Below are 12,608 nucleotides of genomic sequence, written 5' to 3'. Positions count from 1 at the left end.
CGCCCCCACCCGCCACTGTCGGACTAATCGTTCACCGTCAACACATAGCCCGCGTTGCGAACCGTCTTCAGCAAGGACCGCTCGAACCCCGCATCGATCTTGTGACGTAGCTTGCTCACATGCACATCGATCACGTTGGTTTGTGGATCAAAGTGATAGTCCCAGATATTCTCGAGCAGCATGGTGCGCGTGACGACCTGGTCCGCGTGCCGCATCAGATATTCCAGCAATTTGAATTCACGCGGCTTAAGCGCGATCGGCTTGCCGGCACGCGTCACTTTGCGCGAGAGCAGATCGATCGAGAGATCGCCCACCTTCAGCGCGGTTTCCGCGTAGCTTTCATACGAGCGGCGCGCCAACGCGTCGAGTCTCGCCAGTACCTCGCCCAACGCAAACGGCTTGACGACGTAGTCGTCGCCGCCCGCTTTCAGCCCGCGAATCCGCTCGTCAACCTCGTCTAGCGCGCTCACGATCAGGATGGGTACGCGATTTCCGGTTGCACGCAAAGCCGCGATGATTCCCAGACCGTCGATCCCGCCGGGCAGCATGCGATCCATGATGATCGCGTCATAGGTTTCGCCTGCGGCGAGGAACATGCCGTCGCGGCCGTTATCCGCGCAATCGACCACATGCCCCGCCTCCATCAGGCCTTTCTTCAGAAACCCGGCGACCTGTTCGTTATCTTCGACGAGCAAGACTTTCATTCAGATCTCGCCCGTTCCGGTTTCAGGCGTGGCCAGTTTTCCATTATTGACGCGACAGTCGTGCATGCCTGGTTCCGCCCCTCAGTAACTTTCGAGTCTGCCTCACTGCGCCCCCGGTACGGTGGAGTCAACCACCGCCTGCCATCACGCCACGGGCAGTGGGCTCGATCGTGCCTTCACCTATGAAGCCTTCAATTATCCGCGAAAAGAGCGGCACACGAATTGCCAACCCTATTAATTTTTTTTAATTTTTCCAGGGCGACTCGCAGGCTTTACGTCGAACGCTCCAGAATCCCCCAATCCGGCGCGTTCAGGTTCACCCTCATGCTCTCCGCTCTCCACGTTAACTTTCTTTAATGATTCCCTCACCGTAGTGGTAATTCGCAAGGCATAAGATCGTCGTCACTGCGCCGGACATGCGGTTGATCACGGCCGTGCTCAACTCAACCCTAGACGGAACCGCCATGATCAAGATCGGTCGACTCGACGTGTCGCTAGAGCGACGGCAGCTTTATCTGCAAGGCCGGCCGATACGCGTCGGCACGCGCGCGTTCGACGTTCTTCAGGTGCTGATCGAGGCAGGCGGCAAGCTTGCAAGCAAAGAGGAGATTTTCCGGCGCGTGTGGCCGGAAACGATTGTCGAAGAGAGTAATTTGCAAGTGCATATTTCTTCACTTCGAAAAATGCTCGGAGACGACAAGGACCTCATCAAGACCATACCGGGGCGTGGCTATTGTCTGACTTGCCCGAATGAAACCGAGGGCCGGACGGGCACGCGGACCCTCGCATGGACCGGCAAATCGGCCAGCAAGGAAGCGCTTCAAACGAGCAACGTTCCGCTCCGTCACACACCGCTTATCGGCCGCGAGACAGCACTCGGCGACGTGAAATGCGCGCTCGGCCAATCGCCGCTCGTCACGCTGGTCGGCACAGGCGGTGTCGGCAAAACGCAGCTCGGCCTGGAAGTGGCGCGCGTCCTGAACCCGCTCTTTGCCGAAGTCCGGTGTGTCGATCTGTCGACCGCCGAGCGGCCCGGGTCCACGCTGAATGCGATCGCCAACGGCCTCGCATGCGGAAGTTCGATAGGCACGGTCACCGCAACGGACCTGATTCATGCGATCGGTTGCCGCAAGATGCTGGTCATGCTGGACAATTGCGAACATGTGATTCTGGAGACGGCCTCGATCTGCGAACAGCTTGTCGAGAGCAATCCCAACCTCAGAATCCTGGTGACGAGCCGCGAGCCCCTGCGTGCCCGCTTTGAGCAGATTTACAGGGTTGCGCCGCTCGAGGTGCCGTCCGAAGAGGCGGGGCACGACGACATTCTCGGGTGCAGCGCGGCACACATGTTCATGTCGCGGGCCCGTGCCTATGACCCCCGCTTTCAGGCAGACGCCGAAAACATCACCTTGATCGGCACGCTCTGCCGGCGCCTCGACGGTTTGCCGCTTGCCCTCGAACTGGCGGCAGCCCAAGTCGCCGCGCGGGGCATCAGGGATCTGGTCGCGCAACTCGACAATCGCTTTCGCGTGCTCGCGGGTGGACATCGGACGGCGCCGGCGCAGCAGCAAACGCTAAAGGCGGCACTCGATCGCAGTCACCAGTTTCTTTGCCAGCGCGAGCGCATCGTCTTACGACGTATCGGCGTATTTCGCGGCGCCTTTGCGCTCAATGCGGCATGCGAAGTGGTCGCACGCGAGGACCTCGCCGCGGCCGACGTTACAGAAGCGATCGCCGGTCTGGTCGCGAAGTCACTGCTCACGTCCAGGCCGAGCGGTTCGTTCATGACTTACTACCTGCTCGAGACGACCCGGGCGTACGCGCTACAGATGCTTGCCGAAGCCGGCGAAAGCGAAATCATGGTCCGCAGGCATGAATACTATCTACGCACGTGCGGGGCCGTAACACATGAATTCGATGCGACAGACGCGTCTAATGACCGGGCGAGACTTGCGATACAGGATAGTTAAATGGGAGCCATGATTGAGCACGGAGTGAGCCCCTCGCGAGGGCTACTGACTCCGGGTTCAGTGCGCCCCGCTCCTGCGCCCAATGGCAAGCTCGATGGAATCGAGCAGGACTTCTTCAGCGAAGGGCTTGCGCAGGAAACTGATCGCGCCATGCTGCATTGCCCGCCGAACCGCCTCGTCGTCGCCATGCGCGGACATGAACACCACAGGGATATGCCGTTGTTCCGCGTTCAGTTGCCGCTGCACTTCGAGACCCTGCATGCCTTGCATCTTAAGGTCGAGCAAAACACACAGCGCATCGTCGACCGTCGGGGAGGCGAGGAATTCCTCTCCCGATGAAAAGGTCACAGTCGCATAACCCACTGCTTTAAGAAGGTTTCCGACGCCACTTCGTACCGAGGCGTCATCGTCGACGATGCAAACAAAACTCATAGCTGCCAATACTCCCATTGCGCCGACGTAGTCACAGAAACAAATATCCGGCGCGATATTTACTGCTTCAGGATGCTCATCGCGTCCGACGTATCAATTCCCACATTTTTGCCAGGTCGATCAGGGTCTTGGCCCCCATCTTGCTCATCACGCGCCGCTTGTGAACCTTCACCGTCACTTCCTGGGTGCCCAGTTCATGCGCGATCTGCTTGATCATCCGGCCGTCCACCGCAAGTTCGAAGACATCCATTTCACGCGGCGTCAGCGACGCGGCACGCTGCAGCACCTCTGCGCTGAAGGCGCGCTCCGCGAGGTTGGCCTCGTCTTGTGCCAGCGCCCGTCTCACCGCGTCGAGCAGTTCTTCGTCGTCGATCGGTTTGGTGAGGAATTCATGCGCACCCGCCTTGATCGCGCGCACCGACATGGGAATGGACCCGTACCCGGTCAGAAAAATAATCGGCACCTGCACGCCCTTCTGCGCGAGCTGGCTCTGGACGTCGAAACCGGTCATGCACTGCAGGTTCATATCCAGCAGGATGCACATCGGCACGTTAGGCAAATCCTTCGAGAGTATCTCCGCGGGCGACGCAAAACCTTGCGCGTTGAAACCCGCTGAGCGCAGCAGACGCCAAAGCGCCTCGCGCACCATTTCTTCGTCGTCGATCACATACACCATCGGCTCAAGCCCCGAAGGATCAGGCATTTCAGCTTCCAGAAAGATTGGGGTTGGGGTGCCGTCATGGTACCTGAGAGCACACGCCAAACGATCCTTTCCAGCCTGCATGGGCAGCCGCTTCATCGCGACGCGACGGATTCCGCCGCAAGGGTGTTGCCGCCTGTCGCCGCCCTGAAACGGCGCCCGTAAGGCTGCTCTTCAACCCGCGCCAGATAGGCCGCGTTTCTCGTCAGCACTTCGTCCGATTCGTCCGATTCGTATAGTTTGCGCAGGGCATATTCGCGCGTTGTTTCGAGCAGGAAATACTCTTTGGTCCTGCTGTCGAACGTTGTCATGACGACGCACTTGGAGGCAAGGCCGACGATCGCCTCCGTCACTTCGTTGGGCGACAAGCGTTCACAGGCCGCGACGGCACATGCCGCTTCCAGCGAGAACCTGGCAGGAAAAATACCGAGCCTGTGCAGCACAATCCGCTCCGTCGAACTGAGCAGCTGGTAGCTCCAGTCGAGCGAGGCCTCCAGCGTTTGCTGCCGCGGGGGCGCGGTACGGCGGCCGCCCGTCAGAAACTGGAACCGGTCGTCGAGTTCCGTGACCGTCTTGCGGATGCCAAACACTGCCGCACGGGCCGCGGCCAGTTCGAGAGCAAGCGGCACGCCGTCGAGCCGCCGGCAGATCGTCGCGACCATCTCGAGGCTGCCGGGGTCGGTCTCGACGTCCGCATTGACCGCTCGCATCTGCGCCAGAAAAAACCTGACCGAACTGGAGGCCAGAATCGCCTGGGGACTCGCCTCTGCGTCCGGGGTGTCGAGCGGCGCGACCCAATAGAATTTCTCGTCACGCGTTCGCAACGGCTCGCGGCTGGTTGCGAGAATGCGCAGGTCCGCACTTGCCTGGACGAGCAGTTCGCACACTGTTGCCGCCGACTCGATCACATGCTCGCAGTTGTCCAGCATGACCAGCAAGGTGCGCCCCTGGACCGCCGCGACGAGCGACGATAGGGCAACGTCGCCATCGGCACGCTCAACGCCCAGCGCTTCGGCAAGGGCGCTCACCACGCCCTGGGCGTGGTCCACCGCGGCCAACGTGACGAAGCACACTTCCCGATCCGACTCAGCCGCAATCGACCTCGTCACCGCGATGCCGAGTTGCGTCTTGCCGATGCCTCCCGGTCCGAGCAAGGTGACGATCGGCGTCCCGTTCAGGGCCCGCGTGATTTCAGCCATAGCGCTGTCGCGTCCGATCAGGGGCGCATGGCAGACCGGCACGCCGGTCCGGCGCGCCGTGCCAGGTTGTCCCGCTGGTCCGATTTGTCGCGTCGGACCGTCCTGAACGGCTCCAGACAACGCGACTGGCTCGTCCCCTTCGACCTGAGTGGTGAGCCGGTAGCCCCGACCCGAGATCGTGCGAATCGCGTCCTTGTCATCGCCCAGGATCTTCCTGAGCGCCGAAAGCTGGACGTGAATATTATTTTCCTCGACCACCGAATTCGGCCACACGTGCCGAAGAATCTCGTCTTTCGTGACAGTTTTGCCCCGCGCCTGGATCAGCAGTTCGAGGATATCGAAGGCCCTCGATCCGACCTGGAGCAGCCGATCATCCAGGTACGCCTCGCGCCTTTCCAACGACACGGTTACTCGACCGATCTTTATCATGCTGCACTCACGCCTGGTGGACTAGCGGGACGGGCGCGTTCGATGACTGCGCCCTTTGCACTAACGCGGCCGGTGCGAGGCTTGCGTCGTTGGAGCCATATTAATTGGGATAGTCATCCGAAACTATTATCCAAAGGGATAGGATGCCCACCCTTGCGGCGCCCGCAAAATCACGCCTCTTCGGGGTAGATGCCCGCGGACACAAGGCAGACGAATGCCGTAGCCTTTAAAACGCACTCCACCGAAGACAGCAGAAATCCCAGCGGAAACACGCGGTATTCGGCAGGCAGGCCGAACGCAACGGCCATTAATCCAATCGTGCAAAGGAACGCATAGGCAAGACGCGCCAAGCGGCTTCCGGCCAGAACGAACAACACGAGCGCCAGCCACACAAGCTTTGCAGCGACGCAGCACACCACCTCCTGCGTCGTGCGGCTGAACCACACCTCAAACGGAAGCTCGCAGACCGACCAGAGCGCGGTAGCAAACACGACCCGTTGTGTCCATCGCCCAAGCGCCAGTTCGGGCGCCGGCAGATCGGGCGCGGACCACACCTCCCTATCGGTCGGATCGATGTCCGGCAGAAACACCCGATCGCTTCGATTCAGGTCGTGCTGTGTCGTGTCCAGATAGCGCATGATGGTTCTCCAGGTTTCTTCTCGGAATCCGACGCGAATACCGCGGGAACCCTGCCGCCAACCGTCATGCAGCCTCTCCGCGTGGAAAACATTATTCGGCGACATGATCCGCCGGTCTTTTCAGTTCGCCTGCGCGATTTCGAAAACGCACGGCATGCAAGAAGGCGCGTCCGGCGCGCGCGACCACCGGCGTGCAAATATGAAACCGGCGGGCGTTTGAACAAGCGCCGTGCTCGATGGCGAGCCATGATTTCTCCTCGTGTTCCTCAACGAACCTCAAGTCACGCTTCGACCGGCGGGAGTTCCTCATGCATCTCATTGGCGTACTCGATCTGTCACGCGGCCAGTTCGCAATGACAGCCCTTTTTCACATCATGTGGCCGATTCTGACCATCAGTCTTTCGGCCTTCCTCGTGCTGATCGAAGTGCTATGGCTGCGCACCGGCAACCTCGCCTATTACCGGCATGCGCGCTTCTGGAGCAAGCTGCTGGCGCTGAACTTCGCGGTGGGCGTGGTCAGCGGCATCCCGATGGAGTTCCAGTTCGGCACCAACTGGGCCGGCTTTTCGCGTTTCAGCGGACAGTTCTTCGGCAACATCCTCGGCTTCGAAGGGGCGATGGCCTTCATGCTGGAGGCGGGATTCATCGGTGTGATGCTGCTCGGCTGGGGACGCGTGCCGCGCGGCGTGCATCTCTTCGCCACCTCGATGGTCGCGCTGGGTTCGAGCATCTCCGCGTTCTGGATCATGGTCGCCAATTCGTGGATGCAGACGCCGGCGGGCATTGCGGTCGAAAACGGCAAGATCGTCGTGACCGACTACGCAGCCGCGATCTTCAATCCGGATATGGTCTGGGGCGTCACGCACATGTGGGCGGCGGCGATCGAAACCGGCATGTTCGTGATCGCCGGCATTTCCGCGTGGAACCTGTTCAAACGCCGCCATCCGGAATTTTTCGCCCACTCATTCAGGATCGCGCTACTGGTGCTCGTATTCGTCGCGCCAATCCAGATCTGGCTCGGCGATTCGAGCGGCGGCAGCGTATTCAAAACGCAGCCGGCAAAGGGCGCGGCGATCGAAGGGAACTGGATCACGAACAAGCCAGGCACCGGTGCGTCATGGTCGCTGCTCGCGTGGCCGAACCAGAAGGCGCAGCGCAACGACTGGTCGATTGAAGTGCCGGGCATGCTCAGCATTCTCAGCACCCATACGCTGCACGGCCAGGTCAAGGGCCTCACTGACTTCCCGCCCGCCGACCAGCCGCCGACGATTCCTCTGCTGTACTACGCGTTCCGTGTGATGGCGGGCATTGGCTTCGCTTTCATGGCACTGGCGTTCTGGACGGCGTACGTCTTGCGCAAGACGCGCGGCAACCTCGAGGCGCTGCTCGCTCAACGCAAGCTGCTGCTCGCATGGGTACTGTGCATTCCCCTGCCCTATGCGGCGGTCGAGGCCGGCTGGATCGTGCGCGAAGTCGGCCGCCAGCCCTGGGTCGTCTACGGGCTGCTGCGCACGAAAGACGCTGCGTCGAGCGTGGCGCCAGCGTCGGTCACGTTGAGCATGGTGATGTTCTTTGCCTTCTACGTGGTGCTGCTGCTCACCTTCTTCGTGCTCGCGCGCCACTGGCTGCGCACCGGTCCCGATCTCACGTTGACGCCGCCCACGCCAGCCGAAGCTGAAACAGCGGCGGCCGTCACCGGGTACTAACCCAATCCCGTTACGAGGAAATCTCATGGACCACTCGATTCACACCACGCTGGCACTCACCTGGTTCGGCCTCATCGGCCTGATGCTGGTGTTCTATGTCGTCACCGACGGCTTCGACCTCGGCATCGGCATACTCAGCCTGCTACGCAGCCGCCGAGAAGATCACGACGTGATGGTGCAGACAATCGGCCACGTCTGGGACGCCAACGAGACGTGGCTGGTCGTGCTCGGCGGCGCGCTGTTCGGGGCGTTCCCCGACGCGTATGCGCTGCTTCTGCAGGATCTGTATCTGCCGGTCATGGCGCTGATCGCGGGTCTGATCATGCGCGGCGCCGCGATCGAATTCCGCCATAGCGTAACGCACGGGCTCCTGTGGGACAAGGCGTTCGGCATCGGCAGTCTGATTGCCGCCATCGCCCAGGGCGTGGTGCTCGGCAAGGTCATCACGGGCCTGTTGCCGGGCGAACTGCGCGGTGTGTTCGTCGCCGTTTCGGCGGTGGGCGTGGTGGCCGGCTATTCACTGCTCGGCTCGACCTATCTCGTCAACAAGACCGTTGGGCCGCTCGAACACTGGGCGCGCCGTTTGGCGCTGCTGAGCGCCTTCATCACAGCCGCCGCGGCCACGCTGCTGACCGCCGCGACGTGGTTCATCAGCGCCGTCGGCCGCGACCGCTGGACCCAGCCTGGTGTGTTTCATCTGCTGATCGGGCTCGGTGCGGCCGCGGCGTTCGCCTTCGCGACCGTCATCGGTTCATTGACCATGGGAAGATCGCGCGCGCCGTTCCGCGCATCGGTCGCCATGTTCGCCGTGTCGTTTATTGGCCTTGCAGTCAGCCTGTTTCCCGACTTCATTCCGGGCAAGCTCCGCATCGTCGAAGCGGCGTCCGATTCGTCGACACTCGTGTTCATGCTGATCGGGATCGGGCTCATCTTTCCGGTGATGATCGGCTACAACCTCTACCAGTACTACATTTTCCGCGGCAAGGTCGTGGCCGGTTCACACGCGGCCGAGTGAGCATCACCTTGCGATGTAGGAATGCAGCCCGATTTTTTACAGCAAACGCCCGGGCGCAGCGAGCAACGTGTCGCTATCGCCCCGGCGCTTCAAATGCGTATCGATCAAAGCGCGACGGCTTTATCGAGCACGGTGCGCAGAATCATCGCACCCGTGTTGAGCGGCGCGGGACGGCAAGGACGGGGCTTGTAGATCGCGTCGCCCGGCTGGATCGCGCGTCCGCTCATGGCGCACACGCCGCTCACGCGCGCGCGGCTTGCGTGCCAGACCTGATCGCCATAGGAGCAACGGGTCGGGTCGCGCCATATGACCGTCGCGGTCGACTGCGACGGCCGGTCGATCACATGGACCTGGACTTCAAATCGTTGCCCCATGACCGGCAGCGCGCAGTTCTTGCGGCCGTTCCGGGCAACTTCCGCGGCCAGTTCGTTGACGCCGGCGCCGGCGTCCGTGTCACCGGATAGGACGGACAGCAAACCAAGGGTTTGCATCCACGGATCGGTGAAATTCGCATTCGCCAGCATGATTGCACTCCTGTTTCGGATAATCCGGTTGATCGTCGAGGTGGCCATCGCGAACACTTCGCATGCCGTCCAGCGACAACAGTCCGTCATGGCGCAGCCCACTTCCGGACTGCCGCAGAAAAGTTTCGCTGACTTCCAGAAACGCACGAATCTGTTTAGCCATCGACATTCGCTTTCCTTCTCCAGCAAAAAGGCGTCTCTCCGACGAGGCGTTTGAACACCGTCGTAAAGTGAGCCTGCGATCGGAAACCGCAGCTCAGCGCAACGTCGAGCACCTTGTATCTCGACCCGGCGAGAAGATGCTGTGCGTGCTCGATCCGGCGCCGCAACAGGTATTCGTGCGGACGCATGCCGGTCGCGCGACGGAACTGCGAAGCGAAATGCATGCGGGTCAGCCCCGCGCTGCGGGCAATATCCGCAAGCCCGATCGACTCGGACAGATGCGCGTCGACATACTCGATTGCACGGCTGAGCCGCCATGACGGCAAGGCACTCACTTCGCGGGTTTGCCGTTCCGCAATCGTGAAGTGACGTGCGATCACGCGCGATACGATGGCGAGACTGACGCTGTCGGTGAAGACCTTGCCGAGCGCGGCGTCGTCGGACTGCGAGACGGCCAGCGCCTGCGCGAGACGTTCGAGCGCAGGGTCGCGCACGAGCTTCGGATCGTCGATACGGATATCGCCCGCATGCGGGTGGCCGAACAGGTCTTCGAAGCATTCGCCTAGCACCTGCTGCGAGACGAAAAGATGCAGGACGTCGCCCGGCGATTCGAACACGGCGCTGCACGGCACCTCCGGCGCGGTGATCTGCACCGCGCCCGCCGTTACCCGGCCGCGCACGAGTGTGCTGCCGGCGTGAACGAACGTGAGCGAGGTGCACTTCAGGTTCATGGCGATGCAATGAAGCGCGGCGCTGCCCGGATTGACGACCTCCAGCGGCTGGGTATCGTTACGGGTCCAGCGCGACACGAGGATATTGCTGCGCTGCCACGCATCGCCCTGATCGTCGCCGGGTGTGCGCCATTGCTGCTCCACAGCGATCGGGCTGCCCCGGCTTCTCTGAACGACGTGCGCAGCGGGCAACGTCAACGAACTGATCATGATCTGGTCATCCGATTGAATGGTGAAACAGTCCCGGTTAATCGGGGCTCCGTGATGACTCCACGGTATCGCACCGCAAATACGTCAACTAGCCCTACATACGGTTGCTTGCAATGACCAATGGTTGGGTCGATTCATATTCAGGTTTAGTCATGCAGCGAAAGTTGCGGACAGCACGCCACCCCGCCTCGTCGCGGCGAGCACGGAGCTGGTCCGGTTGATACGGAAACGAAACGGTTTGGTTGCCCGAAGCGGTGTGCGATCTATACGCAGGGATGAGATCGATGTCCGGCATGGCCGTGTGAACCCTGCGCCAGCAACGAACCGTTCCGCAAGTTGCGTTCAGCTACGCGAGTTGCGCGGCGGCGCCGTCATGCCTTGCGGCGGCTTGACGCCAAGCGCCTCCGCCTTCAGCACGAAGTCGGCCAGCGAGCGTGCGCCCATCTTGCGCATCGCCTGGCCGCGATGAATCTTCACGGTGATTTCGCTCAGATTCATTTCACCCGCAATCTGCTTGTTCATCAGTCCGGCCGCGACAAACGCCATCACTTCGCGCTCGCGCGCGGTCAACGATTCATAGCAGCGCCGCAGGTCCGCGACGGACCGATTGGCTTCGCGCCGTTCCTCGTCGCTCGTCAATGCATGTGCGACCGCGTCCAGCATGTCCTGGTCACGAAACGGCTTGGCCAGAAAATCCTTTGCGCCGGCCTTCATGGCTTTGACCGTCATCGCGATATCGCCATGCGCCGTCATGAAGACGATCGGCAAACCGAGTTGACTTGCCGCGATCTGTTCCTGCACCGCGAGCCCGCTTTGACCTTTGAGGCGAACGTCGAGGATCAGACAGCTCGGCACGTCCGGCATGTCGTAAGCGAGGAATTCTTGCGCGGAGCCGAAGGTTTCGACACCGAGCCCGACCGAACGCAGCAACGTGCTGACGGCCTCGCGCATCGACTCGTCGTCGTCCACGACATAGACCATGGAATGGCCCGCGTTGCCGTCGGCATCGCTACGCACATCACTGCTCATGACATCTCCCTTCGCCGACGGGCAGGATGAACTGCAGCACCGCGCCGCCCGCCGCAGGCGATTCGGCCCAGATACGGCCACCGTGTGCCTCGACGATCGAACGGCAGATCGACAACCCCATACCCATGCCCTCGGCCTTGGTCGTAAAAAAAGTATTGAACAAACGGCCGCCGTTTTCCTCGCTGATTCCCGTGCCCGAATCCTGCACGATCACCTGGACATGCGCGCCTTCGAACGGGCGCGTGGCGATCCGGAGCTTGCGCGGCCCGGTCACGTCGGCCATGGCCTGGATACTGTTCATGATCAGGTTGATCAGGACCTGCTGCAGTTGCACTCGATCGCAGCACGCCGTGGGCGGGGGCATCGCGAGGTCAATGTTCAGTTCGATGCGGTGGCGCTCGAGTTCGAACCGCACCAGTTCGATCGATTCGCCGACGATCGCATTCAGCTCGACCGCAACCGGGAGACTGTCGCGCTTTTTGGCCATCGAACGGATTCGCTGGATGACTTCGTCCGCGCGCTTCGCGTCGCGAATCATCTGTGTGACGGATTGCGCCGCTTCGTCGATCTCCGGTGCAGGACGGTTCAGCCAGCGCAACGCGGCACCGCCGCACGTCACGATGGCCGCGATCGGCTGCGTCACCTCGTGCGCAACCGAAGCCGCCAGCTCGCCGAGCAGGGTGATGCGCGTGGCGTGAGCGAGTTCCGCGGTCGAGCGCGCGAGCGCGTCCTGAGCGAGCTTGAGCAGTTCGACCTGTTCGTGCAGCAGCGTCGTCGCGGCCAGGTTTCGCAATGCCAGAATCGACGTGATGGCGATCGCCAGCAGGCTCACCGCGCACCGCGCAAGCGCGCCGCTGGTATAAGCGCCATTGTGCGAAATCGCGAAGCCGAGCAACGTCAACGCCACACAGCCCCACGCGGCGATGATCGTGGCCGGCCGGTTGCCGGCCGAGGCGACCAGCAGCACCACCACCCCATAGAACACAGCTGCCGTAATATCAAGGGAAGTCAGCGCGGCAACCCCGAACACGGCGAGCGCGATCACGGCGCCGAGCGTCGACACGACGCCAACGTCAGGGCACACCGCGGAGGGAGCGCGTCGGCAATTTTTCATGGCAGCCGGATCAATGGGCCACCAGCCGGCAATTTGCCGAAACGG

12 protein-coding genes are annotated in these 12,608 nt (G+C 61.7%); 3 read left to right on the top strand and 9 right to left on the bottom strand.

What is annotated here, in order from left to right; genetic code table 11:
- Positions 1-23: 23 nt before the first annotated feature.
- Positions 24-704, bottom strand: a complete 681-nt coding sequence (locus B0G76_RS09255) for a response regulator transcription factor (RefSeq protein ID WP_120291515.1) — start codon at positions 702-704, stop codon at positions 24-26.
- Positions 705-1,168: 464 nt separating this feature from the next.
- Between B0G76_RS09255 and B0G76_RS09250 the strand changes: the two genes are divergently transcribed.
- Complete coding sequence (locus B0G76_RS09250) at positions 1,169-2,674, top strand: winged helix-turn-helix domain-containing protein (RefSeq protein ID WP_183082017.1); 1,506 nt, start codon at positions 1,169-1,171, stop codon at positions 2,672-2,674.
- Between the two features lie 57 nt (positions 2,675-2,731).
- Here the strand turns inward: B0G76_RS09250 and B0G76_RS09245 are convergent, their stop codons facing one another.
- The 4 genes from B0G76_RS09245 to B0G76_RS09230 form a co-directional block, all read right to left on the bottom strand.
- Positions 2,732-3,106 carry a response regulator transcription factor gene (locus B0G76_RS09245; RefSeq protein ID WP_120296267.1) on the bottom strand — a complete coding sequence of 125 codons (375 nt, stop codon included), beginning with the start codon at positions 3,104-3,106 and terminating at the stop codon, positions 2,732-2,734.
- Positions 3,107-3,182: 76 nt separating this feature from the next.
- Positions 3,183-3,809, bottom strand: a complete 627-nt coding sequence (locus B0G76_RS09240) for a response regulator transcription factor (RefSeq protein WP_120291511.1) — start codon at positions 3,807-3,809, stop codon at positions 3,183-3,185.
- Positions 3,810-3,901: 92 nt separating this feature from the next.
- A complete protein-coding gene (locus B0G76_RS09235) occupies positions 3,902-5,434 on the bottom strand; it encodes a winged helix-turn-helix domain-containing protein (RefSeq protein WP_120291509.1) in 1,533 nt (510 codons plus the stop codon).
- Positions 5,435-5,604: 170 nt separating this feature from the next.
- Positions 5,605-6,072, bottom strand: coding sequence for a hypothetical protein (locus B0G76_RS09230; protein WP_120291507.1), 468 nt, complete (start codon positions 6,070-6,072; stop codon positions 5,605-5,607).
- 308 nt (positions 6,073-6,380) lie between these two features.
- Between B0G76_RS09230 and B0G76_RS09225 the strand changes: the two genes are divergently transcribed.
- Positions 6,381-7,778, top strand: coding sequence for a cytochrome ubiquinol oxidase subunit I (locus tag B0G76_RS09225; RefSeq protein ID WP_120291505.1), 1,398 nt, complete (start codon positions 6,381-6,383; stop codon positions 7,776-7,778).
- A gap of 25 nt (positions 7,779-7,803) precedes the next feature.
- Positions 7,804-8,793 carry a cytochrome d ubiquinol oxidase subunit II gene (locus B0G76_RS09220; protein WP_120291503.1) on the top strand — a complete coding sequence of 330 codons (990 nt, stop codon included), beginning with the start codon at positions 7,804-7,806 and terminating at the stop codon, positions 8,791-8,793.
- A gap of 104 nt (positions 8,794-8,897) precedes the next feature.
- On the opposite strand, the gene B0G76_RS09215 is transcribed toward B0G76_RS09220, so the two are convergent.
- The 4 genes from B0G76_RS09215 to B0G76_RS09200 all read right to left on the bottom strand — a co-directional run bounded on the left by B0G76_RS09215 (position 8,898) and on the right by B0G76_RS09200 (position 12,563).
- Entirely contained in the window at positions 8,898-9,317 is a 420-nt protein-coding gene (locus tag B0G76_RS09215; RefSeq protein ID WP_120296266.1) for a DUF3331 domain-containing protein, read from the bottom strand.
- 155 nt (positions 9,318-9,472) lie between these two features.
- On the bottom strand, positions 9,473-10,420 hold the full coding sequence (locus B0G76_RS09210) for a helix-turn-helix domain-containing protein (RefSeq protein ID WP_120291501.1): 948 nt from the start codon (positions 10,418-10,420) through the stop codon (positions 9,473-9,475).
- Between the two features lie 342 nt (positions 10,421-10,762).
- Positions 10,763-11,449: a response regulator transcription factor gene (locus B0G76_RS09205; RefSeq protein ID WP_120291500.1), complete on the bottom strand. Its 687-nt coding sequence runs from the start codon at positions 11,447-11,449 to the stop codon at positions 10,763-10,765.
- Positions 11,439-12,563: a sensor histidine kinase gene (locus tag B0G76_RS09200; RefSeq protein WP_120291498.1), complete on the bottom strand. Its 1,125-nt coding sequence runs from the start codon at positions 12,561-12,563 to the stop codon at positions 11,439-11,441. Before B0G76_RS09200 ends, B0G76_RS09205 begins: the two co-directional genes overlap by 11 nt.
- Between the last annotated feature and the right edge of the window lie 45 nt (positions 12,564-12,608).

The organism is Paraburkholderia sp. BL23I1N1 (assembly GCF_003610295.1).
Lineage (GTDB): Bacteria > Pseudomonadota > Gammaproteobacteria > Burkholderiales > Burkholderiaceae > Paraburkholderia.
The sequence above is the reverse complement of the archived record's forward strand: the minus strand, read 5'-3'. Positions and strand labels throughout refer to the sequence as shown.